Below are 24,629 nucleotides of genomic sequence, written 5' to 3'. Positions count from 1 at the left end.
CAACCCAGCTGAATTCATTCGACGTAATGGCTAAAGCCGGATCCGATCTGATTGAATCGAAATCAGATCGGAACGGGCTCTCGTGGAGCGAATTTGGCATTGTCTCCGGTTTCTGAGAGCTTTCGCTCAAACGTCGAATTCGAAAGCTACACCCGCCGCCAGACCATTCGCGAGGCGCAAGCTTTCACAAAAAAGAACAAATTGAGGTTGCATAGAAGCGCGCATCTTTCATTTCGGGATCGGCAGTCAATGAAGTTACGGCATCTCGGCGGCTACATCGGGGCGCTCATCGCGGTGGCGATCGGCTGGCTCGCGTTCTCATGGCCTTGGCTGTCGGGGGAGGTGACCATCCCCTATGACGCAAAGGCGCATTTCCAGCCTCAGCTTCAGTTTCTGGCCAACGCTCTCCATACGGGGCAGTCGCCGTTCTGGGCACCGAACGTCTTCGGCGGATCGCCACAGATCGCCGATCCGCAGTCGCTGATTTTTTCGCCCGCCTTCCTTCTCGCCTATCTTGACCCCGCCCCGAGCTTCCGGCAACTCGATTTCTATTGCTTTCTGTTGCTGGGGCTCGCCGCTTTTTCGGTTCTGATGCTGTTCCGCGACCGGGGCTGGCATCCGGCGGCGGCGACGGTGGCGGCGCTAGGGGCAGCGTTTGGCGGCTCGGCGATCTGGCGCATCCAGCACATCGCGCAGATCGAAGCCTTCGCGTTCTTCATGCTCTGCCTGTGGCTTCTGGCGCGCGCGCTCGACCGCAAATCGATCCTGTACGGCACGCTCGCCGGTGTCGCGGCTTCGGGAATGATCATCCAGCCCGGACAGATCGCGCTGATCGGCGCCTATGTGCTGCTCGGCTATACCGTCCATTACTGGGCGACGGCGCCGCGCTTTTGGCAGTCGGTGCGCCAGAGCATCCTGCCGCTAGCCGGGGGAACCATCGCGGCCACGCTCATCGCGGCGGGGCCTATCGTGCTTGCCTTCCTTTTCGTGGAGCATTCGAACCGCCCTGAAATCCCGTTCGACGAGGCCGCGCGCGGTGCTCTGCATCCGGCGTCGCTCCTGACGACGCTCATTCCCGATCTTTTCGGCGTCAAGATCGAGGAGCCTTATTGGGGCCCGGCGAGCATCGAATGGCCCGCCGATTGGCTTGCGATGACGGAAAACATGGGCCAGCTCTATATCGGCGCGCTGCCCGTGCTTTTGCTGCTTGGCGTCGGCTTTATCAAGGGGCGCATCTTCGAGCGCGAAATCCGCTTCTTCAGCCTCGCCATCCTGGGCCTGCTGCTTTACGCGCTCGGCCGCTACACGGGCGTTTTTACGCTTCTCTATCACTATCTGCCCGGCGTGGACATGTTCCGCAGGCCCGCCGACGCCACCTATGCGCTCTGTGCCATGACGGCGATCCTTGGCGGCTACATGCTGCACCGTGTCCTTTCCGGCGCGGATGAGTTCACGCGCGAGCAGGCGAAGTGGCTCGCGTTGGGGATCGGGGCCTTGTGCCTTTCGGGCCTCGGTGTCGCGGCCTTTCATCAGCACTTCTTCGACGCGCTGGAGCCGGTTGCGCTGGCGCTCGCCGTCTTCGCGCTTGCCTGGGGCACGCTCGTCTTCGCGCGCCGATATGCCGTTGCAGGGCAGGGCGCGCTGGCGGTCCTCGCGCTTGGCGGTTTCATGACGGCCGATCTCGTCCTTAACAACGGCCCGAATCGTTCGACCGCGCTGCCGCCGTCCACCTATGACGAGTTGCGCGTCGATACGAAGAACGAGACGCTCGCGCTTCTGAAGGAGCGGTTGGCGCAGCCGCCGGGATCGGCACGGCGCGACCGGGTGGAACTTGTCGGCCTCGGCTTCGAATGGCCCAACACGAGCCTCGTACACAACTTCGACCATTCGCTTGGTTACAACCCGCTTCGCATCGCGGAATTCGTGGAAGCGATGGGCGATGTCGAAACGACCGCCGAAACCTATCAGCGCGAGTTCACGCCGCTGTTCCCGTCCTACCGTTCGACGCTCGCCGACATGATGGGCATTCGCTACATCGCTATCGATGCGCCCATCGAGCACCTCGACAAGCAGTTGAAGCCGGGCGATCTGAAGCTCGTCGGGCACACGAAAGACGCCTACATTTACGAGAACCCGCGCGCCATGCCGCGCGTGCTTTTCGCCTTCGACTGGCAGCCCGCGAACTTCACCCAGCTCAAGAAGGATGGCCGCTGGCCGGTCTTCGATCTACGGCGCACGGTGCTTTTCCACGCGGAACGGCCGCAAATGGTCGTGCTGCCGCCCAAACCCGTGTCGATGCCGGAGGCGCGGACGTCGCTCAAGTCCTATCGGAATACGGTCGTCGAGGTGGAAGTGGAAACGCCCGCCCCCGGCTTTGTCGTCCTGAACGACAACTGGCATCCTTGGTGGTTCGGCACGGTCGACGGCAAACCGGCCGACATCTACCGCGCGAATGTGCTGTTCCGGGCGATACAGGTGCCCGCGGGCAGGCATCTCGTGCGGTTCGAATTCAAACCTGTGGAAGGCGCGATCAGGGAAATCCGCGCGCGGCTAGAAGGGAAATCGCTTGAGCCGGGCCTGCCGCTCCGTCCGCCGCGGATCAGGCCTGAGGCCAGCCTGCCGGTTTCGCCGAAACCCGCTGGTTGAGAGCGGCGAAGGCCGGGCTTCGCAGCCAGTCGTATTCCCGGATGCGGGCGGCTCTGATGGGATCGCTTTCCCCATCGGCCCCGCCCGGCTTGGCGACGTGGCACATGATGAGAGGCCATGCGCCGGACGCGCTTTCGAGCCATCCCTGCCAAAGCTGCGGAAGGCTCGCTTTTTCGGAGAAGTCGTAAACGCCCGCGAAATCCGTGTTGGTGATGTGGCCGTGCTCCTCGGCGAGCTTCGACAGCCGCTCCGCCCCCGTTCGCGCGATCACCGCCGCCTTCGTGCCGCGCTTGATCTTAGGCGTGCAGATGCGAAGGCCGATGAGCCGCGCATTGCCCGCGTAACGGTCGGACAGGACGTCGACGAGAACCTCCGCCACACCGGGAAGATGATGCACGTGCTGGTGGCCGTCGACGAAGTGCGGCGCGGCGCCCATGCCCTCCTCGTAAATGAGGAGTTGCTTCGCGATGGCCTGACGCACGAGCTTGAGGTCGAGGCGGCGTGCGTGCGCCAACGCGATCAGCGTCGAAAGACGATGGTTCGGCTTTGCGCCTTCCGCGAACGGACTGGTGAGGTCGAGATGGAGACCGCCGGACAGCGGCGCGGTCCTCAATGAGCGAGCCGCGACCATCCATCGCGGCGAAAGCACCATGGCGCTCGCAGCGGTGACGACATCGTTGTCGGCCAGTTCGAGGATCGCGGCATCCACGCGTTCGTCCAGCGCGTAGTCGTCCGCGTTAATGATGATGTTTTTCATGAGAGCTAGCCTTGCGGCTGAGCGAAGGCCCAGAGCTTCGAGAGGAGGAACGTGGCGACAGCGACACCCAAGATCACGGCCGCAAGCATTGGAAGATAATAGGTTGGGCCGAATACGCGCAAGAGTTCCGCGTAGGCGGCCTGATTGATCGCGAACCCGGCAAAGGCGACGGCGAAGAAGCGACGCCTGGCCGTCGCGAGGCTGTCATGAGACACGGGAAAGGTAAAGCGCGAATGCCCCCCGAAACTGACGAAAAAGGCGATGCCGAAGCCGATTACGTTCGCGGCGAGCGGCGACAGGCCGAAAAGTTCCACCACGAGCGCCACGACGCCGAGATGCGTGAGCGCGGCGGCGCAGCCGACGGCGACGAAAATCGCGATCTGCCGCATCACGAGAGCCCGTCTTTAGCGGAGGCCCGCGCCTCTGCCACACATGGCGTCCCGTCGTGGACGGGGGAAGGCGCGTGTGGCGGAGACTTCGCGCGGTTATCCTCGGCGACGATGTAGATCGGGCGCTGCTTGGCCTCCTCGAAGGTGCGTCCGAGATACTCCGCGATGACGCCAAGCGCCAGAAGCTGCACCCCCGAGAGGAACATCATGCCGACGGCGAGCGTCGGCCAGCCCGGCACGCGGCTGCCTTGCACGTAGTGCTCGAACAGGAGGTAGCATCCGTAAAGGAATGCGATGCTCGATATGAGAAGTCCGGTCAGCGAAACGAGCCGCAGCGGCACGACGCTGAACGAGGTGAGGCCCGTAAAGGCGAGCTTGATAAGCTGCCGCCATGTGAATTTCGTAACGCCCGCAACGCGTTGCTCAGGCTGAAACGGCACGAAAACCGTGCGAAAGCCGACCCAGGCGAAAAGCCCCTTCATCTGCCGGTTGCGTTCCGGCAGGGCGTTGATGGCGTCGACAACCTTGCGGTCGATGAGTCGGAAATCGCCCGCGTCCGGCGGGATCACGACATTGCTGCCCGCCTGCATCAGCCAGTAATACCCGGCCTTGAAACAGCGTTTCAGCCAGCTTTCGAGGCGCTCGTTCTGAACGCCCGCGACGACCTCGGCGCCCTCGCGCCATTTGTCGAGGAACAGCGAGATAAGGGCAGGGGGATGTTGCCCGTCGGAATCCATCAGGATGACGGCATCGCCTTCCGCCGTCCGAAGCCCGGCCGATAGCGCGGCCTCCTTGCCGAAATTGCGGGAGAAGCGGACGTAGCGCAGCGAGGGCTGCTTCGCGCACAGGTCGAGCATCACCTCGCGCGTGCCGTCGGTGCTGCCGTCGTCGATGACAAGGATCTCGTGCGCCAAGCCGGTATTTGCCAGCGCATGGAAAATCGAGGAGACGACGATGGGCAGCCCTTCGCTTTCATTATAGGCGGGAAGGACGACCGAAATCAGTGGGGGGCGGCGCGTATCCATGAATACTCTGACAAGCATGCGCTTCTCGTGGCCCGATCCGACATCTGCATCGTTTGCGGCATCTCCGCGCGCAAATGTCAAACTCGCTCCACCAACGCAACTCACTTAGCTCATGACGCGCTCGCCCGCAATCAATGGGGCGGCGTCGCCGCGCCGGTTGCCTGAAGCGCGCGCGAGACAAACGGCCGGGGAAATCCCCGGCCGTTCCATGCAATCGGTATCTCGGCGGGCGTCAGCCGTGGGCCTTGTCGAACAACTCCTCGACATACTCCCAGTTGACGAGATTATCGACGAACGCTTCGAGATATTTCGGCCGCGCGTTGCGATAGTCGATGTAGTAGGAGTGTTCCCAGACATCGACGCCCAGAAGCGGCACGCCGCCATGCACGAGCGGGTTTTCGCCGTTCGGCGTCTTCGTGACTTCGAGCTTGCCGTCCTTCCACGTCAGCCAAGCCCAGCCGGAGCCGAACTGCGTCTTGCCCGCCTCGATGAACGCCTCGCGGAACTTGTCGTAGCCGCCGAGATCGCTGTCGATCTTCGCCGCGAGCTTGCCGGGCAGCGATTTGCCGCCGCCGTTCGGCTTCATCCACTTCCAGAAGTGCAGATGATTGTAATGCTGGCCGGCGTTGTTGAACAGCGGCTGGTTCTTGCCGTAGGCCGCCTTGACGATGTCCTCGAGGCTCTTGTCTTCGAGGCCGGATCCCTTGAGCAGGTTGTTGCCCGTGTCGACGTAGGCCTGATGGTGCTTGTCGTGGTGATATTGCAGCGTCTCCGCCGACATATAGGGCTGCAAGGCCTCGTACGCGTAGGGGAGGGCGGGAAGTTCGAATGCCACGTGCTTCTCCTTTTTGTTGAACCTGCTTTTGATCTTGCTTCAAAAACTAGGTTCCCGAGGAAAGGTTCACAAGCGCCGGCGGACGAGCTTCAGGTAAAAAGAAAGAGAGGTATGCAGCCCCTGAACTGCATACCTCCCGTGTGGGCCGAGGAAAGGTTCGTGATGGTTAACCGTCAGGGATCGGATGAATGGGAGATTGCGCTTTTCCACCTGAACGGCACATGAATGTTTCGTTCAGTTTCATTAACCATACGCGAAGCGGAATACGCGTCTGCGGGGTGCGCGATCCATGGTCAGATCAGCGCAAGCTCGGCGAGCGCGGCGCGCATCTCCGGCGGCATCGCGCCTTCTTCGGCGGCCGCTTTGGCATTCAGGTCGCGCGGCGCTTCGCTCTCGGCGAGATAGCGCCAGCCTTGAAACGCGCGGCGCGGTACCGGCTCCGTCGGCACGAGTTGCGGGTCCAGTTCGAAGCCGCAGCGCATGATGCCGTCCGCGCCGCGAATTTCATGCAGCGTCACGATCCCCTGGCGGACGCGGACAAAGCCGCCCATCACCCAATAGAGCGATGACCCCTCGCCGAAGCCGTCGCGGCGGGGCGTCTGGCGCGTCGTGTGGATGAGCGCATCTCCGGCCGCGAGGCGCTGCTTCTGCCAGTCGGCGAGCGCTTCGACGCTGTCGCGGCCCACGCAGAGCTTCAGGATGTGTACGGTGGACATGCGGCGCGGTGAGTGTGTGCGGGCGAACGGCGGAGTTATGCGGTAGACGCCCGATCATACGGAGGCGGCTGGACAAACACAATCGCCCCTTCAGCGGCACGAGACCCGCGCAAGCTTGCATGGCGATAAGTCTCGCGTGCTCATGCTCGCGAGGAAAAATGATCGAAGTTTGCGTACTGGAGCGATGCTTTTTATGCGGCTTCGACAGGAGGTTCGGTCCGAACGCCTATCGAGCACGCTATTGCAAAAGCTGGGACGTCATTATCTGCAACGTCTGCCGGAACTCGCTTGCAGACGGCATTGTGCCGACGCCTGTGCTTCTGGACCGTCTTGCGTCCCTTGGCATCGAGCCGAAGCCCAACGCCAGGGGGTTGATCGACATTCCCGATTAGGCAGGGGGAGCGCGGAAGCTTAGGCAAGCCCATCGAAAAGCGCCGTCGACAGATAGCGCTCGGCGAAGCTCGGCACGATGATGACGATGTTCTTGCCTGCGTTCTCGGGCCGCGAGCCGACCTCAATCGCCGCCGCGATGGCCGCGCCCGAGGAGATGCCGACCGGAATGCCTTCGAGCCGCGCGACGTGACGCGCCGTCTCCAGCGCCGTCGCGCTGTTGACCTTCACGATCTCGTCGATCACATCGCGATCCAGCACGCCCGGCACGAAACCCGCGCCGATGCCCTGAATCTTGTGCGGACCGGGGTTGCCGCCCGACAGCACCGGCGATTCCTCCGGCTCCACCGCGATGATTTTCAGGCTCGGCTTGCGCGGCTTGAGCACCTGGCCCACGCCCGTGATCGTGCCGCCCGTGCCGATACCGGACACGACGATGTCGACCTTGTGCTCGGTGTCGTTCCAGATTTCCTCGGCGGTCGTGCGGCGATGGATTTCCGGGTTGGCCGGGTTTTCGAATTGCTGCGGAACCACGGCGTCCGGATATTCCGCGAGAAGCTCGTTCGCCTTCGCCACCGCGCCCTTCATTCCTTGCGCGCCCGGCGTCAGCACGAGTTCCGCGCCAAGCAGCGCCAGCATCTTGCGCCGCTCGATGGACATCGTTTCCGGCATGACGAGGATGAGCTTGTAGCCGCGCGCGGCGGCGACGAAGGCGAGGGCGATGCCGGTATTGCCGGAGGTCGGCTCGATCAGCGTGCTCTTGCCCGGCTCGATCTTGCCCTGCTTTTCGAGCGAGTCGATGAGCGACACGCCGATACGATCCTTCACGCTGGCGATGGGGTTGAAGAATTCGAGCTTCGCGAGGAGGTGCGCCTTGACGCCTTTTTCCTTCGCAAGCTTGTCGAGTCGGACGATGGGCGTGTCGCCGATGGTCTCGGTGATGGACCCGTAGACGCGCCCCCGTCCTGGTGTGTGGTTCTTCTCAGCCATGACACTCTCCCGGTTTCGATGTGACGCGCCCCTGCGCGCCCGGATTTCGACAAGACACACGGAACCATAACCCTCGGCATCGCGCGCCGACGCAATGCCCGGCGTTACGCATTCGTGAACGCTCCTTGCGAATACTTACGCTTCGGTGAGATTTTGACCAGATGAACATGGCTGCACTGACAAAAAAGGAATTACGCCTGTGCAGATCGACTGGATTCCGTTTTATTTTGTTACGGGCGAACCCAATCGCAAAACGGACATTGCGCCGATAGCCTTGTTTCTGTAAAGCGCGTGCGAAACGAAGGTGGTGCTTGCGTCGCGTTTGCCGACGATCAAAGGCCTTCTTTCAGAAGCGCCAGTTGCACGGTGCCCGGCTTCATCCTGTAAAAGATGTGGCCGCCGATTTGTGTCACCTTGATCAACTCATGCCGCCAAGAAGGATGAACATAGGTCGCGTGGTAATGCGTGGCATAGCTCACTTCGTCGAGCCAAACCTCGCCCGCGATCACCTGCTTCGCGAGCTTCACCGCCGTTGCCCATTCCTTGCGTTCCTTAACGGAATTTCGCTTGCCGGTGCAGGTGAACGAGAACTGGCAGCCGGTGCGCCGCCGCTCGCCCTGATAGACGACGCCGCAAATGGTCTTCGGGTAGAACGGGCTTCTGATGCGGTTCATCACAACCTGCGCGACGGCGATCTGGCCCTTCGCCGGTTCGTCGCGCGCCTCGAAATAGATCGCGGTGGCCATGCAGCGCAGCTCGCGCGCGCGAAATTCGTCTTCGGTCAAGCCGCCGAACAACGTCTTCGGCTGCTCCGGCGAAAGGCTCGCGTTCCTGAGCAGCCCGGCCCATTCCGGCTCGCGCGATTCCGGCGGGGTCGGTGCGTCCAGCGCTTCGTCGCGCGGTGCGAATGCGGTCATGAACAGCGAGGCGCTCGCCAGCGCCGCGGTTTGCGTCGGATCGAAGGCAGCCTTCGCGGGATCGAGGCGCAAAGGATTGGCCTTCATGCGGCGCGCGATCGTGTCCGTGCCGACGACTTTCAGCGCGTAGGCGAACTTGTCGGCGCGAGGGCCTTTCTGGCTGTCGTAAAAGAGGTGCGCGACCTGCGGTGTAAGCGGCTCCGCCACTTCGGCCGTTTCGACGAGGGTGGGAGAGACCTGCGAAACGCCTGTCGTGGTCAGCAGCGTGACGCGGTAATCGATGGCGCGGCGGATGTCGGGATCGCGCCACGCATAACCGCCGATGGCAAAAATACCGGCGAGCATCGTATAGCCGGCAAGTTTAACGAAAGACCGGCGTGCTTTCAGTGTGAGTGGAACGGCATGCGGCGCTTCGACCGCGAACGTCGGCTTCCGGATGACCTCGAATTGCTGCCGGGGTCGCGAAACGAGCGCCCTGCTTTGCCCCTGATCCCCGGTCATCGGACGACTGCTTCTCATCGACACTCCTACGCAACGCAGACCATAACGCCCGACGGTTAACAGCCGGTTAGGCGACGCCAAACAATTCGAGCTATCCAGCTATAGCTTCGTTGGTGTCAAAATTACGGAAGTGCTTTACGGCGGGCGTTCAGGCGCTGCGAGACGGTGTGCGCGAAACGCGGAACTCGGCGGCGGCGCGCCGGATCGTGGTAAACGGACGGTTATTCCAGTCGTTAAAGAATTCGCGTTCTGCGAGGGCAAGACCCTTGCGGCCGAACTCCGAAGCGATTTCGGTTTCGACCCAGTTGCGCGCCTTGACGGCGCGAAGTCGCGCGAGGCGGCCGTCCTCGCGTAGCCATGCCTCATGCCGGGCGAATGCCTCGAACAGCGGCGACAGGCCCGCGCCGCTCGTGACCGATACGGCAAGGCATTCCGGGGTCCACACATCCGCGTCGCGATGGGCCAGCGACAACGCGCCTTTGAGGTCGGACAGCGCGCGCGTGGCGGCGGCGCCGATATCGGCCTTCGTGACGACGGCGACATCGGGGATTTCGGCGATGCCCGCCTTCATGAACTGGAGCGAATCCCCCGAAGCGGGCTGAATGCACAGCACCACGGTATCTGACACGGACGTGATGTCCGTCTCGGACTGGCCGACGCCGACACTTTCGATGATGACGCGGTCGTAGACGGCACGGAGCAGGATCGCGGCGGGGTAGGCGATGTCGGCGAGGCCGCCGAGGCGGTTGCGCGCGGCGACCGAGCGGATGAACACGCCGTTATCCTCGGGGTCGCTTCGCATGCGCACGCGGTCGCCCAGCAACGCGCCGCCACTCGCGCGTGACGACGGATCTACCGCGAGCACGGCAACCGTCTGCCCCGCCTTGCGCCATCCCGCGATGAGCGCGTTGATCATGGTGGACTTGCCCGCGCCGGGCGGCCCGGTGATGCCAAGGGCGATGCCCTTCGGCTCTTCATAGGCTTGGTCGAGCAGGCTCGCTGCCGGTCCGGGATTGGCCTCGATAGAAGACAACGCCGCAGCGACCGTTCCCTTGCCGCCTTCGCGGATGGCGTCGAGCGTGGGAAAGAGTGAAGGCGCGTTCGCTGTCATGCGCTCGTCCGGCGAAGTATTTTGCGTTAGCGTGCGCCGATCAGCGCTCGTCCGCTACCGAGTTAACTCCCGCGCTGTCCCATCGTCCATTGGCCGAAAGAGCAAGCGCGGGCTTTTTTCGGTCAGCGGTCTTCGAGGCTCCGGTTTGCGGCCTTCTTGCTCGCGATGGCTGCCTGCGCGGCCGCCAGGCGTGCCACCGGCACGCGGAACGGCGAGCAGGACACATAGTCGAGGCCGATGGTCTCGCAAAACGCGATGGACGCGGGGTCGCCGCCGTGCTCGCCGCAGATCCCGAGCTTCAGCTCGTCGCGCGTGGCGCGCCCGCGCTCGGCCGCAAGCTTGACGAGTTCGCCGACGCCGACCGTGTCGATCGAAACGAACGGATCGGCCGAGTAGATGCCCGCCTTCAGATAATCGCCCAGGAACGCGCCCGAATCGTCGCGGCTGATGCCGTAGGTCGTCTGCGTGAGGTCGTTCGTGCCGAAGGAGAAGAACTCCGCCGCTTCCGCGATCTCGCCCGCCCGAAGCGCGGCGCGCGGCAGTTCGATCATGGTGCCGACCTGATAGTCGATCTTCGTGCCGGTGTGCTGCTGGACGTCGTTGGCCACGCGGACGATGATGTCCTTGATGATGTCGAGTTCTTTCTTCGTGGCGATCAGCGGCACCATGATTTCCGGAACGACAGGCTTCCCGGTACGCTTCCCGGCTTCGACGGCGGCCTCGAAGATGGCGGCCGCCTGCATTTCAGCGATTTCGGGATAGGTGATCGCGAGGCGGCAGCCGCGATGGCCGAGCATCGGGTTCTGCTCGGTCAACTGGTTGACGCGCGCGCGAAGCGTCGCCGGATCGATGTCGAGCGACTGCGCAAGCTCTGTGATTTCCGTGTGGCCGTGCGGCAGGAACTCGTGGAGCGGCGGGTCGAGAAGCCGGATCGTGACCGGCAGGCCCTGCATGATCTCGAACAGGTCGATGAAGTCCTGACGCTGCATGGGCAAAATCTTCGCGAGCGCGGCGCGGCGGCCTTGGGTATCGGTCGCCACGATCATCTCGCGCATCGCCATGATGCGGTCGGTGTCGAAGAACATGTGCTCTGTGCGGCAAAGGCCGATGCCCTCCGCGCCGAACTTGCGTGCCTGCTCGGCATCGCGCGGGGTGTCGGCGTTGGTGCGCACCTTCATGCGGCGCACGCCATCGGCCCATTCCATGAGCTTGGCGAAGTCGCCCGTAAGCTCCGGCTGGCGCATCGCGATTTCGCCCACCATAACCTGACCGGTCGAGCCGTCGACCGTGATGATGTCGCCTTCCTTGAGCGTGACGCCCGAGGCCGATACGGTCTTCAATTCGGCGTTGATGCGAAGCGCCGATGCCCCCGACACGCAAGGCCGTCCCATGCCGCGCGCGACCACCGCCGCGTGGCTCGTCATGCCACCGCGCGCGGTGAGAATGCCTGCCGCCGCATGCATGCCGTGGATGTCTTCGGGGCTCGTCTCGTTGCGGACGAGGATGACGCTCTTGCCGAGCGCCTTCAGCTTCTCGGCGTCGTCAGGCGAGAACACGATTTCGCCCGAAGCCGCACCCGGCGAGGCGGGCAGGCCGATGGTGAGGATGTTGCGCGTCGCCTTGGGGTCGATGGTCGGATGCAGAAGCTGGTCGAGTTGCGCCGCCTCGATGCGGCCGATGGCGTCCTCGCGGCTGATGAGGCCCTCGTTCGCCATATCGACGGCAATCTTGAGCGCGGCGGGCGTCGTGCGCTTGCCGTTACGGCATTGCAGCATCCAGAGCTTGCCTTCCTGGATGGTGAATTCGATGTCCTGCATGTCTCGATAATGGTTTTCGAGCGTCTGGCAGATCGCCACGAACTCATCGAAAGCCTCCGGCATCACGGTTTCGAGCGAGGGCTTGTCGCTGCCGGCCTCGACGCGTGCGACTTCGGTGATGTTCTGCGGTGTACGGATACCCGCCACCACGTCCTCGCCCTGCGCGTTCACGAGAAACTCGCCGTAGAGCCGCGCCTCGCCGGTGGACGGGTTGCGCGTGAAGGCGACGCCGGTCGCGCTGGTGTCGCCGCGATTGCCGAACACCATGGCCTGAACGTTAACGGCAGTGCCCCAGCTTTCCGGGATGTGGTTCAACTCACGATATTTTATGGCGCGGGCGTTGTGCCAGCTGTCGAAAACGGCCGAGATGGCGCCCCAGAGCTGCTCCTCGATGTTCTGCGGGAACGGTTTGCCGAGCTTCCTCTCCACCACGGACTTGTATTGCTCGATCAGCGATCGCCAATCTTCGGCGGTGATGTCGGTGTCGAGGTCGTAGCCGTTCTGATGCTTGTAGTGTTCGAGGATTTCCTCGAAGTTCTCGTGCTTCACGTCGAGAACGACGTTTGAATACATCTGGATGAAGCGGCGGTAGCTGTCATAGGCGAAGCGGGGGTCGCCGGAGCGGGCGGCGAGCCCTTCAACCGTCTCGTCGTTGAGGCCGAGATTGAGGATCGTGTCCATCATGCCGGGCATCGACGCGCGGCTGCCCGAGCGCACCGAAACGAGAAGCGGGTTCGTGGCATCGCCGAGCACCATGCCGACAGTCTCGCCGATATGGCGCACCGACTGATCGACCTGAGCCACGAGGCCTTCCGGCATCTGCTTGCCGTTCGCGTAATAGGCGTTGCAGACCTCGGTCGTGATCGTGAAGCCGGGCGGCACCGGGAGGCCGAGATTCGACATCTCCGCGAGATTGGCACCCTTTCCGCCCAGAAGCTCGCGCATCTCGGCCGAGCCATCGGCCTTGCCGGCTCCAAAGCGGTAAACGAATTTTTGCGCGCCCGACATTTCATTGCTCCGATTTTCGCCGGCGGCTGCGCCCGAGCCGTCGCCAGATTGTCCTTCGCGGGAGCCTGCCGCAGCCGTTTCCCGGGGGTTCCGTCGCCCGTTCATGATCGTGGCGAAACTTTCTGCAAGACGCAGATTGGTTTCAAGGATTTTGACGGTCATGTCTAAGGCAAGGCTGAGGGGATGGAAGCTGGCCATGGATCAGCTCACGTCTCACATATAAATGGTACGGCTCTGGTGCCCCGATAGGCTTGCTCGCATGATCGGCGCTCCTGACGGACGCAGGTGAGCCGACTCAAGAGTGTGTGTAACGGGGACATAGCGCATTCTCAAGCGTGGTAACACTCGAAGGGCGCCACCGCAAATGGTTAGCCTCGTTTTTGGCGGAGGCGCGGAAATCGTGAACGGAATTTCCGCCGCTCTTGCCCGGCGACGGGTGATCGGGAGCGGCCGACGGCGCCACATCCGAAACCGCGCGACCAATGGCGCGAAACGGTTACCTTGCGCCGTATACGCCGGCCGACGTGCTTTGGAGTCGGCCCGTTGCTTGCAATTGGAAGCAGGCAGGGGAGCCTATCGATAAAAGAACGCTATAATTAGAATAGTTCTAGTCTTAATATTTAATTCTGCATTGACTTTTGGTTTTGTTCTTATGTAGCTGTATAAGGGGGGCGCATATTATTAACGCTTGCGTTGCACAATTCAGCGAAGAGGCCTGCGTTAACCGGTGTTTGGAAGAGAACCTTTAGCCTCGTGCAGTATCTTCCCCCGCGGCGTCGGCGCAAATCATATCCGGAGCCATCATGTCCTACGATGACACGCTTTCCAATCTGCTTCACGCAATGCGTCACGGCGACAAGGTTGCCGAGCAGCTTCTGCATGGCTCAAACGGTTCGCTTTTCGATCCGATGGCTCAGGTTGGCCTGCTCGATCGTGCCACCGTCTCCGATCGCCGCTTCTGGACGGGTGCCGCCATCGGAGCGGCGGCCGTGCTCGTGGCGGTGGCCGTTCGGAACAGGAAAGCGCTGACGATTGTGAAGGATGATGGGGATGCGCCGCTCACGAACGGCGAAGGACTGCGGAGGTCCAACGGACGCTATTAAGAAAATACCCAAGGAGAAAAAAATGTCGCACAAGCACCATCTTTCCGGCGAGGCTGCGGATGCGGCACTTCGCTTCGGAGCTTTCGGCGCCCTCATAAGCGGCGGTATCGTTGCGGGCCAGTCCATTTCGGCCGCGCAGCAGGGAGACAAGTCGGCTCCGCAGGCGGTGACCGATACGCTCGCCGCTGCGACGAAAGCCGGTATCGCGGCCGCAGTCGGCGGCGCCGCCGCGGCGGCAATCGGCGGCCACGGTTTCTCGCGCGTGGCGTCCTTTCTCGCAGGCGCCGCGGCGGCGGCCTGGGTCATGTCGCCTCCGACGCGACCGGACAACCGGGGGAAGCCTTCGCAAAAGCCCGGCGACGATATCATCCTCGCGTCATCGACACAGGGGGCGAACCCGAAGACGGTCTGATATCGCGCACGAGATCGCGCATCGCACAGGAAATCGAGCCCCGGACGTCAGTCGACGGGCTACCATGCAGGAGATAGTCATGAGCGACCACAACAACGAAAACAAGACGTATTCCGCGCAGGGGCCGAACACGGCTCAGGCTCCGCAAGGATGGTATCCGGGCTATCCGGCGGCGGGATATGGCGCGCCTTATGGTCATCAGGGCTGGGGGCCTGCCGCGCAGCCGCAGCCGCAGCCGCAGGAACAAGGCGGCCAGCCGCAGGCGCCGGGCTGGTACGGTCCCGCTCCCGTCTACGGCCCTCATCCCTGGTTCGGGCATCACCACCACCCGCATTTCCAGCCTTACGGTTACGGTTATGGTCCGCAGCCGTCGCCCCAGGCGGAAGCTCAGGCCCAGCAGAAAGCGAACAGCGGCTTTTTCTCGTCGGGCTTCGACATTCATAACGACGCGCTGGTCAAGGGCGTCGTGATCGGCGCCGGCCTGACCTATCTTCTGACAAACGAGACGGTGCAGAAAAACCTTATCGGGGCGGCGGTGAAGCTCTGGTCGACGCTTCAAGGCGGGGTGGAAGAAGTGAAGGAGCGGTTCCGCGATGCGGAAGCCGAGATTCATACCGACGGACACCAGCAATAGCCCTCGGCAGCAGCGCACGGAGCGAAGGGTAAAGCCAGCTTCGCGCCTTGCGCGTGCCGTGATTTCGCATTCGATACTCCCGCTGGTGGCGCACATGATCGAATGCAAAATCGGACTTACTGGAAACAAATAGCGGGTGCTGTTCGAGCGCCTCGGCTTGCTTGCGAGTGCGTCTCCGGGGGTAGTCAGATTTTAATGCGCCATAGCGCTTTGGCGGGGGAAACGACGCATGACGATTCGCATTGTCCACGAGACGCCGACACGCCTGCGGTTTCGGCTCGCCGACGCCGCGTCGATGGGGCAGCGTATCGCGGCCAGCATCGAAACGCTGCCGGGTGTCGCGTCGGTTCGCCTCAATGCGCCTGCGAAAAGCCTCGTCGTGCATCATGACGGAGACCGGCGCACGCGCCTCGGCATCCTGAGCGCCGTCAACCACCCCGCTCCGCTGGACGCCGTCCCGGCGGCAAGCGAGGACGAAGGCCCCGACCTCGGTCATGTGTTTGTTTCGGGCGGCATCCTTCTGGGGAGTTTCATCCTGCCGCCGCCGCTGCGCGCGCTTGTCTCGGCGGCGAATGTCGCGCCCGTCGTGGTGCGCGGCGCGCGCAAGCTCGCCAATCGCGGCGTCACCGTCGAGGTGCTCGATGCCATCGCAATCACGCTGCCCGCAACCCGGCGGGACTGGCGCACCGCGAACTTCACCCGTTTCCTGCTCGACCTCGGCAGTTACATCGAGGCCAGCACGTCGAAACGGTCGGACGCGCTGCTGCGCAACCTTCTCAAGGCCCGTCCGGAAGCTGTCACGGTGGAGACCGACGACGGCGCGCTTCGAACTATCCCCTATGACGAGGTGACCGAAGGCATGCGCGTGGTCGTCAATACGGGCGACCGCATTCCGGTGGACGGCGTCGTCCTCTCGGGCAATGCCTGGGTGAACCAGTCCGCCGTCACGGGTGAGAGCCTGCCGATCCCGCGTGAGGAGGGCGGCGAGGTGCTGTCCGGTTCGGTCGTGACCGAAGGCCGTCTTGTCATCGTGGCCGAGCGTGTCGGCGACACCACGACCACGGCGCGGATCTCGCGCTATATCCTCGACGGCTTGACCGATCCGACCGGCATCCAGAGCGAGAGCCATCGCCTCGCCGATCGCCGCGTGTTCATAACCCTCGCTTCGGGGGCTGGCGTCTTCGCCGCGACGGGCGACTGGCGGCGGCTTGAATCGGTGTTTCTTGTCGACTATTCCTGCGCGGTGAAATTCGGAACGCCCATCGCGCTCAAGTCCGCCATGTATCGCGCCGCGAAAGAGGGCTGTCTCATCAAGAACGGGCACGCGCTCGAAACGATCGGCACCGTCGATACCGTCGTATTCGACAAGACGGGTACGCTCACGCACAACACGCTCGAAGTGACGGACATCCATCATCCGACCGACTCGGATCTCGACGACGAGGCTCTTCTCGCGCTTGTCGCCTCGCTTGCCGAGCATACAACGCATCCCGTTGCCGCCGCTGTCGTCGACGTCGCCCGCCGCCACCGTCTGGCGCATATCAGTCACGAAGAGGTGGATTTTCTCGTCGGCCACGGCATCGGCTCGCATGTCCACGGGCAATCGATCCGTATCGGCTCGCGTCATTATCTCGAAGAGCATGAGGGCGTTTCGTTCGCGAGCGCGGAAGCGATCATCGAGCGGCTGGCCGCAGCGGGCAAGTCCATGCTGTTCGTGTCGGCGGAAGGCCGGCTCATCGGCGTCATCGGTCTGCGCGACCGGCTTCGCGAGGAAGCGCTGCCCGTGCTGCGCCAGCTTCGCGAGAACGGCGTGAAGTCGATCATCATGATCACCGGCGACCACGAGGCGAAGGCGAAGCAGATCGGCCAGATCCTCGAACTCGACCGCGTCTATCACGACCAGAAGCCGGAGGACAAGGCGAGCATCATCGAAGCGCTGAAGGCGGAGGGCCGCGTTGTGGCATTCGTCGGCGACGGCGTGAACGACGGCCCGGCGCTCATGGCCGCCCATGTGGGCATCGCCATGCCGCGCGCCGCCGATATCGCGCGGGCGACCGCCGACATCCTGCTTCTCGACGACAGGCTCGACGGTCTCGCCAAGCTTCGTGGCCTCTCCGGCGAGACCCTGAAGCTCATCCGCTCGAATTTCCGCGCGTCGGTGGGCATCAACTCCGCGATCATGGCGCTCGCCGTTCTCGGCAGGCTGTCGCCCATCGCGACGGCCTTCCTTCACAACGGCACCACCATCGGCATCCTCTTGCGCGCGCTCGCCGCGAACAGACTGCCATCGAAGCGAGAGACCGCCCGCATCGCACCGCCGCGCAGCCTGCCGGTGCCGTCACGCCATCCGAGGATGAACTGAGGCGCGCAAAAGGGCATATACTCGTCGTTAAGGAACAACGCTGGAGCGGTACTACTTGGGCCGCAATCGGTAAAGCCCACGAAACGACGACGAGGATCAATATGAGAAAGCGAAATTTAAGTCATTTTTTGACGAAGCCGCGAGGAAGGCTCGAAAACACGGATACGAACATGACGTTTTCGATGCCGCGCGCGACCGCCGCACGCTTGCGGGACGCAGCGGTGGCAAGAGGGACGGATATGCAGGGGGTCATCGAACTGGCTGTCGACGAATGGCTTGCACGCCAGACGCAAGTTTCAGAGGCTTCGCGATAGCAACGCAACGTAATCCCGCCCTTCGACGCAGCGGTCTGAGGTCCAGGTCGAAACAGGCCGGTTGCGGTCATTTTAGCCCGCCGAGCGCGGGTCCGCATTCTTTCCGCATTCTTAAGGTCAGGCACCGGACAATTCTCCGGCGTCAGCTTGGGGTAAGCCCTCCCGGTCAGCGTCGGCCCGCACTGGCTCAAAGCCGTACTTGATTTTGCAATGAAAATGCGCGATTGCTAGATCAGCCTGCGTTTAATAGGACTCGATTTGACGCAGAAAAGCTGATCGACAACAGAAATTTACAGCGTTGTGCCGCGTCTGATTTACGGCACGAGGCTGGTGAAATGGGCGCTGCCGCTCGGACGAAGAGAACGCGCCGGAGCCTCACGGACGCTTCCCGGACTTGAGACCGTCGGTGCCGTAAGGCGAGGCTGCTGAAGACTCACCCTGTTTCAAACTATTCTCGAAAAAACCTTGATCCAGATCAGAACGCTGCTATTCAGTAGGAGTAAGGATAGCTTGACACATGCCTTGTCAAGCTAGACTGACATAAGAGGTGCCCAGCGCCGCGCGCCGCTTGCGGCCGCGCCGGGGTGCCATAGAACAGAAGGCGCGCTTTATGGCGCATGCGAATGCGGGCCTCATCGGTCCCAATGCGATAATCCGGGTTGCCGAAACGCTTCGCGAGCGGTTGGGCGACGATACGGCTCGGGATATCTTCGCTCGCGCGAAGCTTGAGGAGCGGCTTGCGACGCCGCCCGAAAGCATGGTCCCGGAAACGGAAGTCTGCGCGCTGCAAACGGCTCTTTTCGATGGGCTCGCCGGAGAAGACGCGAAAAGGATATCCTTCGAAGCCGGGCTCCGCACGGGAGACTATCTCCTGGCGCGCCGCATTCCGAAATTCGCGCAGTTCGTCCTGAAGCGCCTGCCGCCGCGCATGGCCGCCCGCACGCTCCTTTCGGCCATCGGCAAGCACGCCTGGACGTTCGCCGGAAGCGGCACCTTCGAGTCGAAGGCCGGCTACCCGGTGCTGGTTTCCATCGCCAATTGTCCGCTCTGCCGTGGCCGTCACAGCACCGAGCCGCAATGCGACTTCTACACCGGTACGTTTCAACGCCTGTTCGAGACGCTCGTCAGCCGCAATACCACTGTCCGCGAGATCGAATGCGAAGCGGCGGGCGGCAAAGCCTGCGTCTTTGAAATTGCGTGGCCGAAGACCGCGGCCCAAAAAGCAGAACACGCCCCCGCAGCCCATCGTCAACGGGAATTAGCATCATGATTCCAGGTATCGCGAAATACTTCCACGCACGGGTTCCCCGCTATACGAGCTATCCGACCGCGCCGCATTTTACGGGCGAAGTGGACGCGAAGCGCTACGGCACGTGGCTGTCGCGGCTCGACCCCGACATGGACCTTTCGCTTTACCTCCACATCCCGTTCTGCCGCCGCATGTGCTGGTATTGCGGCTGCAACATGCGCGTGATCGCGCGTTATGCCCCCGTCACGGAATACGTCGAGACGCTTATCAAGGAAATCGACCTCGCCTGCGAAAAGCTCCCGAAGGGCGGCATGAAGGTGCGCCACATTCATTGGGGTGGCGGCACGCCGACGGCGCTGAACGGCGAAGACATGGTCCGCATCCATGAAGCGGTTGCGAGCCGCTTCGACATTCTGCCGAACGCCGAAATCGCGGTCGAGATCGATCCGCGCACCTTCACGCAGGACAACGCGGACGCGCTCGGCAAGATCGGCTGCACCCGCGCCAGCCTCGGCATTCAGGAATTCGACACCACGGTTCAGGAGGCGATCAACCGCGTCCAGCCGATGGAAGTCATCGAAGATACGATCCGCATGCTGCACGAGCAGAATGTGAGGGGGCTCAACTTCGACCTCATGTACGGCCTGCCGCACCAGACGGCCGAGATGCTCACCCGCACGGTCGAGCAGGCCGCCACGCTCAACCCGGATCGCATCGCTCTGTTCGGCTATGCGCATGTGCCGTGGATGGCGAAGAACCAGCGCATGATCCCGGAAGACGCGCTGCCGACAGCGTTGATGCGCTTCGAGCAGGCGACGGCGGCGGGCGACGCGCTGGAAGCGGCGGGCTACATCCGCATCGGCCTCGACCACTTCGCGAGGCCGGAGGACAGCATGGCGATCGCGCTGCGCGAGGGCCGTCTGTACCGCAATTTCCAGGGCTACACAGACGACCTCGCGGGCGCCATCGTGGCCTTTGGAGCGAGCGCCATCTCGGAGACCCCGGACGGCTTCATGCAGAATATCGTCGAGACGGGCGCCTACTCGCGCGCGGTGAACTCGGGCGAGCTTCCCGTGGCGAAGGGCGTCACGTTCCGTGGCGAGGACAAGCTGCGCTCGGCGATCATCGAGCGCCTGATGTGCGATATGGAAGTCGACCTCGACGAGATGCGCCGCCTTCACGCGCCGAACCGCGACGAATTCTACGACGAGCTTGCCCAGCTTCGCGCGCTCCAGGATGAAGGGCTTTGCGAACTCGACGGCAGCAAGGTGCGCGTGCCGGATGGGGCGCGGCCTGCGCTTCGCGTGGTTTGCTCCGTTTTCGACGACTACCTTCAGCAGAACCAGGAGATGCGGCACGCCGCTGCCGTTTGACGTTCTTGAAACGCCTCTGTCGCGTGCCACGCTCTGCGCGGCACGCTTTCAGCCTTCGCATCCGTGAAGAAAGCTTGCCGCAGGCTTTTGCGTGCCACGCTTGCGCGGCACGCTGCGGGGGCCCGTTTTTCAGCGGTCGAAGCGGTTGACCCTTCAAACAGCGCGGGCGACCTTGACAGGCATGTCCGCCGTCTCCGGCGTGTGGATCGCACCGTCCTCGTGCCACTCCTCGTAAGCCGGGATGTCGCTCTCGGCCTCCGCCCATGGCACGGCGTGCGACATCCACATGCGCTGGCTCGGACGCTCGCCCGGATCCTCGTCGAGGGTGGCGACCCGCAGCGTCACATAAGGCTTGTCTGGATATTCGGCGACGATTTGCGAACCGCAGATCGAGCAGAAGCGCCGGAATTTTCCCGGCGAGGATTCATAGCAGGTGAGCTTGTCCTCGCCCGCGATCCAGTGAAAATGTTCCCGCGCCACCTTGGCGGAAACATTGAACGCCGATCCATGCGCCTTTCGGCAACTCCGGCAGTGGCAGACGCGGATCGGCGCGTCGAGACGCTCGACCTCATAGCGTACGCTGCCGCAGAGACAACTCCCATTCACGCTCATCGCACCGTCCTCGTAGCTAGACGCGCCTTTTTCACGCGCGCTGTTTCCACCTTCGCCCGCTCTTGTTTTTTCTGCAAAGTTGGCGGCGCGGCCCAAGGTTCCATCCCGTGGTGTATATTTCGCTGACGCTCCCGCGCCAACCCGCCCGCTTCAGCGCGACTGCGTGCTCGGGAACACGCTGCCATGCACATGAAAGGCTGCGTCTTCGTCGTCGGCGAAGTGCGCGTCCCAAGCTGAATAAGCCTCCTCGACGATGTACGGGCCGCCTCCCTGATTGGGCCGCGACGAGAATAGCACGAATCGGCTCACGGTGAACGGATCGCAGGCGAAGCCGCCATGCCGCGCGAGGTAGTCGGCGGCGGCAAAGGGACTGACATTGCGCAGCCGGGCGAGCGTCACATGCGGGGTGAAGTTGCGCGGCTCCGGTGGCAGACCCGCTACGCGTGCCGCGCGTTCATGCGCCCTTTGCAGCGTTTCCAGCGCGGGCGATGGCTTTACACCCGCCCAGAGAGAACGCGGCTTGTTTCCGCCGAAGCTGCCGAGCCCCGAAATCGCGGCGTCGAAGCTTTCGAAACGGATGTCCGCCAGCGCGTCGGCGAAATCGTTGGCCTGCGCATCGGTTATGTCGCCCACGAAGCGCAGCGTGATGTGATAATTCTCCGCGTCGATCCAGCTTGCGCCTGAGAGGCCCGCTCTGAGACCGGACAGGTGTCCGACCACATCGCGAGGCAGTTCAAGTCCGGTGAAAAGTCTAGGCATGGGGGGCCTCCTATGCGGGAAGGAGCGACGGGCGGTGCCTGTCAGCCTAGCAGCATAGGGTTGTGGCGGTTCGTGTTTTATTCAAGGCGTGCATGAGCGCGAATCAAGGCTAACGGCGCATTACGGGTGCCTGAAGCGGCTCGCGGAGACGCGCGGCGGCTTACGCAGCGCTGCCGAACTCGCGCGTGAGCCAGCCGGCGATCGGTTCCGCCGCGTCGCGCCAGTTCGTATCCATCATGATGGCGTGGCCGCCGCCCTTCACGATCACGGATCGCGCGCCGTAGTAGATCGCGGTGAGACGCACATCGGCGGGCGGCACGAACTCGTCCTTCTCGCAGCCGAGAACCATGAGCTTCGGCATGCCCCACGGCAGCGGCGCGAAGGGCGTAAACCCGTAAAGCTGGCGGCTCGCGGCCTCCGCGATGTCGTCCATGCGCTCGAAAAAGAGGCGGCGCAGGGCCGGCGAGGGCGGCTCCGCGAACAGCCCGTCCTCGATGATGTCGATGTTGGCATTGCGGATGCCGCGTTCGAGCACGCGCTGCAACTCGCGGAAGAGCGCGGGGTTCCGGATGAAAAGCTCCGCGGATGAACGCATCAGGCCATGGGGCGGCGCGGCGCACATCAGCACCACGCCTGCGGCGCGTCCGCCGCGCTTCACATAATTCTGCACCACGCCGCCGCCGAGCGAATGGCCGACGATCACGACGGGGCCGCCGATTTCCTTAACGGCCCATTCCACATCGTTCGCGAAATCGCCGAGACCGAAGCTGCGCACGCGATCGCGGCCTTCGCTCTCGCCATGTCCGCGCAGCGAAAGCGCGGACGCGTTGTAGCCGAGGTTCGCGAAATAGGGCAGGAAGCTTTGCCGCCACACCCACGCGCCGGTACAGATGCCGTGGACGAACAGAAGGCGCACCGGCTTTTCGGGAGCGGCGGGCGGCAGGCGAACGAGTTCGAGAGTCATGGGGGGCCGGGGCGCGGTTGAAACGAAAGGCGGATACAGCTGCGATAGATCGGCTCAGGAAGACCGAGCCTAAGCGGCACTTTGACGCGAAAGCGCGTCCGAGAAAACTCAAAGTGCGAAATGTTCGAAGCCTTTGGCCGAAAGGATGAGCGATTCGCCCGACGGGCCGAGGAAGGAAGGGGAGGTTGTGCCTTCCGCGAGCGACCCGATGCGGGAGACGGGGCAACCGGCGACCCGGGCAGCGGCTTCGAAGGCGAGCGAGCGAGCGTCTGGTCCAAAACAGGATGCGGTGTCGGGCGGCACGGCGGCGAGGATCTCGTAATCGTCGCCGCCTGTTAGAATCGTTTCGATGAGGGCGGGGTGGGCGACGAGAGCCGTGTGCGCCGCCTCTGACAAAGGAAGCGCGGACGTATCGACCGTCGCGGTCACGCCGGAGGCGGCGCAAAGCCGCGCAAGGTCGAGCGCAAGCCCGTCCGAGAGGTCCATTGAGGCGGATGCGTGCGCGGCAAGCGCATGGCTGAGTGACATGCGCGGCTCGGGATAAAGATAACGGCGCGCGAGATGGTCCCTTTCATCCGGAGAAAGCGCTTCGGCGAAGTCCGCGAGGCCGAGCCGCAGCTTGAGGCCGAGCGCCGCGTCGCCGAGCGTGCCTGTGACATAGAGGACGTCGCCGGGGCTGCCGCCGCCGCGCACGAGCGGGCGCGCGGGCGCCTCGCCGAGCGCCGTTACCGAAAGCCACCATTGGCCTCTCGCCGTGACGGTATCCCCGCCGATGAGGCTTACGCCGAATGCCGCCTGCGCGCGGGCGAGCCCGCCCGCGAAAATATGCGCCCATTCTTCGGTGGGCGCGGCCGGAAGCGCGAGCGTCAGCAGATAGGCGAACGGCTTTGCAGCCTTGGCGGCGAGGTCGGACACGTTCACCGCGACGGCCTTGTAGGCCGCATCGCCCGGATCGTCGTTCTCGAAGAAATGCACGCCCGACACAAGCGCGTCGGTGGTGATCACAAGCCCGCTCGGCGGTAGCGCTGACAGGTGCGCGGCGTCGTCCGAAAGGCCGAAAGTTCCGGGATGCGTCGCGAGCGGAGCCAGAATCTCGGCTATCAGCGCGTTTTCACTCAGTTTGCGCATGCCACCATACCGTTCGAGGCCGTGCCGCGCCGGACCGCCAAGGGCCTTGCGTCTCAGGTCTTGCTCGTATCATCCCCGAACCTGGGCGCGGCCTTCGCCGGGCCGCTCTTGCCGCCCGCCTTCCGTCCGAATTCACGCGATCGTCTGGCTCGCGCCACGCGGTCGAGAACGCCGTTCACCACGCCCGGTTCCTCGCCGCCGAAGAAATCCTTGGCGATTTCCACATACTCGTTAATGACGGCGCGTGCGGGTACATCGTCGCGGTCGGTGAGTTCGTAAACGCCGGAGCGCAAGATCGCCCTGAGAATGCTGTCGATGCGCGACAATTTCCAGCTCGCGGCGAGATATCCCGCGATCTCGGAATCGATCTTTGCCTGTCCGCGCGCGACGCCCTCGACGATATCGCGGAAGAACGAACGGTCCGCACCCGCATAGATGTCCACGGTCTCGAAACGGCGGCCGAGGAATTCCTGAAGCACAAGACTGAGGTCGCGCTGCGTCATTTCCATCTGGTAGAGCGCCTGCACGGCGGCGAGACGCGCGCGCGTTCGAGGCTGCCCTGCCGGCAGGTCCGCTTTCGGGCCTGCGTCGCGACCGTCGTCCAAGTCCATCGTTCA

General features: G+C 63.4%; 22 protein-coding genes. 8 read left to right on the top strand and 14 right to left on the bottom strand.

Translation table 11 applies throughout. The features are described from left to right. The first annotated feature begins 249 nt into the window (after nt 1–249). Complete coding sequence (locus KKP04_RS07250; protein ID WP_215028549.1) at nt 250–2,646, top strand: hypothetical protein; 2,397 nt, start codon at nt 250–252, stop codon at nt 2,644–2,646. On the opposite strand, the gene KKP04_RS07245 is transcribed toward KKP04_RS07250, so the two are convergent. The 5 genes from KKP04_RS07245 to KKP04_RS07225 all read right to left on the bottom strand — a co-directional run bounded on the left by KKP04_RS07245 (nt 2,600) and on the right by KKP04_RS07225 (nt 6,368). After that, nucleotides 2,600–3,403, bottom strand: coding sequence for a ChbG/HpnK family deacetylase (locus KKP04_RS07245; protein WP_215028548.1), 804 nt, complete (start codon nt 3,401–3,403; stop codon nt 2,600–2,602). The genes KKP04_RS07250 and KKP04_RS07245 overlap by 47 nt on opposite strands. Before the next feature lie 5 nt (nt 3,404–3,408). Beyond that, complete coding sequence (locus tag KKP04_RS07240) at nt 3,409–3,792, bottom strand: GtrA family protein (RefSeq protein WP_215028546.1); 384 nt, start codon at nt 3,790–3,792, stop codon at nt 3,409–3,411. Then, nucleotides 3,792–4,835: a glycosyltransferase family 2 protein gene (locus KKP04_RS07235; protein ID WP_251133959.1), complete on the bottom strand. Its 1,044-nt coding sequence runs from the start codon at nt 4,833–4,835 to the stop codon at nt 3,792–3,794. The genes KKP04_RS07240 and KKP04_RS07235 overlap by 1 nt, the downstream gene beginning before the upstream one ends. A 214-nt stretch (nt 4,836–5,049) precedes the next feature. Next, complete coding sequence (locus tag KKP04_RS07230; RefSeq protein WP_215028545.1) at nt 5,050–5,652, bottom strand: superoxide dismutase; 603 nt, start codon at nt 5,650–5,652, stop codon at nt 5,050–5,052. 293 nt (nt 5,653–5,945) lie between these two features. After that, on the bottom strand, nt 5,946–6,368 hold the full coding sequence (locus KKP04_RS07225; protein ID WP_215028543.1) for a DUF1489 family protein: 423 nt from the start codon (nt 6,366–6,368) through the stop codon (nt 5,946–5,948). Nucleotides 6,369–6,526: 158 nt separating this feature from the next. Here KKP04_RS07225 and KKP04_RS07220 point away from each other — a divergent pair, with 158 nt between their 5' ends. Continuing rightward, nucleotides 6,527–6,760, top strand: coding sequence for a hypothetical protein (locus KKP04_RS07220; protein WP_215028541.1), 234 nt, complete (start codon nt 6,527–6,529; stop codon nt 6,758–6,760). Nucleotides 6,761–6,779: 19 nt separating this feature from the next. Here the strand turns inward: KKP04_RS07220 and cysK are convergent, their stop codons facing one another. From cysK to ppdK, 4 genes are all read right to left on the bottom strand, one after another. Beyond that, entirely contained in the window at nt 6,780–7,748 is a 969-nt protein-coding gene (cysK, locus tag KKP04_RS07215; RefSeq protein ID WP_215028539.1) for a cysteine synthase A, read from the bottom strand. Between the two features lie 332 nt (nt 7,749–8,080). Continuing rightward, on the bottom strand, nt 8,081–9,184 hold the full coding sequence (locus KKP04_RS07210) for a cell wall hydrolase (RefSeq protein WP_215028537.1): 1,104 nt from the start codon (nt 9,182–9,184) through the stop codon (nt 8,081–8,083). A 130-nt stretch (nt 9,185–9,314) separates the two neighbouring features. Beyond that, entirely contained in the window at nt 9,315–10,277 is a 963-nt protein-coding gene (locus KKP04_RS07205) for an ArgK/MeaB family GTPase (protein WP_215028535.1), read from the bottom strand. A 122-nt stretch (nt 10,278–10,399) separates the two neighbouring features. Beyond that, complete coding sequence (gene ppdK, locus KKP04_RS07200; protein WP_215028533.1) at nt 10,400–13,102, bottom strand: pyruvate, phosphate dikinase; 2,703 nt, start codon at nt 13,100–13,102, stop codon at nt 10,400–10,402. An 803-nt stretch (nt 13,103–13,905) separates the two neighbouring features. Between ppdK and KKP04_RS07195 the strand changes: the two genes are divergently transcribed. From KKP04_RS07195 to hemN, 6 genes are all read left to right on the top strand, one after another. After that, the gene (locus KKP04_RS07195) at nt 13,906–14,205 is read left to right on the top strand and encodes a hypothetical protein (protein WP_215028530.1); all 300 of its coding nucleotides are present in this window, start codon (nt 13,906–13,908) and stop codon (nt 14,203–14,205) included. 22 nt (nt 14,206–14,227) lie between these two features. Further along, entirely contained in the window at nt 14,228–14,617 is a 390-nt protein-coding gene (locus KKP04_RS07190; RefSeq protein ID WP_215028527.1) for a hypothetical protein, read from the top strand. 79 nt (nt 14,618–14,696) lie between these two features. Continuing rightward, a complete protein-coding gene (locus KKP04_RS07185) occupies nt 14,697–15,251 on the top strand; it encodes a hypothetical protein (protein WP_215028525.1) in 555 nt (184 codons plus the stop codon). Nucleotides 15,252–15,480: 229 nt separating this feature from the next. Next, complete coding sequence (locus tag KKP04_RS07180) at nt 15,481–17,613, top strand: heavy metal translocating P-type ATPase (RefSeq protein WP_215028524.1); 2,133 nt, start codon at nt 15,481–15,483, stop codon at nt 17,611–17,613. 924 nt (nt 17,614–18,537) lie between these two features. Beyond that, nucleotides 18,538–19,197 carry a bacteriochlorophyll 4-vinyl reductase gene (bchJ, locus tag KKP04_RS07175; RefSeq protein ID WP_215028522.1) on the top strand — a complete coding sequence of 220 codons (660 nt, stop codon included), beginning with the start codon at nt 18,538–18,540 and terminating at the stop codon, nt 19,195–19,197. After that, nucleotides 19,194–20,549 (top strand): oxygen-independent coproporphyrinogen III oxidase, encoded by a 1,356-nt coding sequence (gene hemN / locus KKP04_RS07170; protein ID WP_215028520.1) that lies wholly within the window; start codon nt 19,194–19,196, stop codon nt 20,547–20,549. The genes bchJ and hemN overlap by 4 nt, the downstream gene beginning before the upstream one ends. Before the next feature lie 153 nt (nt 20,550–20,702). Here the strand turns inward: hemN and KKP04_RS07165 are convergent, their stop codons facing one another. From KKP04_RS07165 to nusB, 5 genes are all read right to left on the bottom strand, one after another. Then, on the bottom strand, nt 20,703–21,161 hold the full coding sequence (locus tag KKP04_RS07165) for a GFA family protein (RefSeq protein ID WP_215028518.1): 459 nt from the start codon (nt 21,159–21,161) through the stop codon (nt 20,703–20,705). Between the two features lie 150 nt (nt 21,162–21,311). Beyond that, entirely contained in the window at nt 21,312–21,920 is a 609-nt protein-coding gene (thpR, locus tag KKP04_RS07160; RefSeq protein WP_215028516.1) for an RNA 2',3'-cyclic phosphodiesterase, read from the bottom strand. Nucleotides 21,921–22,080: 160 nt separating this feature from the next. After that, entirely contained in the window at nt 22,081–22,884 is an 804-nt protein-coding gene (locus KKP04_RS07155; RefSeq protein WP_215028514.1) for an alpha/beta hydrolase, read from the bottom strand. A gap of 108 nt (nt 22,885–22,992) precedes the next feature. Continuing rightward, nucleotides 22,993–24,012, bottom strand: a complete 1,020-nt coding sequence (gene thiL, locus KKP04_RS07150) for a thiamine-phosphate kinase (protein WP_215028512.1) — start codon at nt 24,010–24,012, stop codon at nt 22,993–22,995. Nucleotides 24,013–24,065: 53 nt separating this feature from the next. Next, on the bottom strand, nt 24,066–24,623 hold the full coding sequence (nusB, locus tag KKP04_RS07145) for a transcription antitermination factor NusB (protein ID WP_215028509.1): 558 nt from the start codon (nt 24,621–24,623) through the stop codon (nt 24,066–24,068). Nucleotides 24,624–24,629 lie beyond the last annotated feature (6 nt).

The organism is Rhodomicrobium sp. Az07, from assembly GCF_018619475.1.
Lineage (GTDB): Bacteria > Pseudomonadota > Alphaproteobacteria > Rhizobiales > Rhodomicrobiaceae > Rhodomicrobium.
This window is presented reverse-complemented; position numbering and strand designations above follow the sequence as displayed.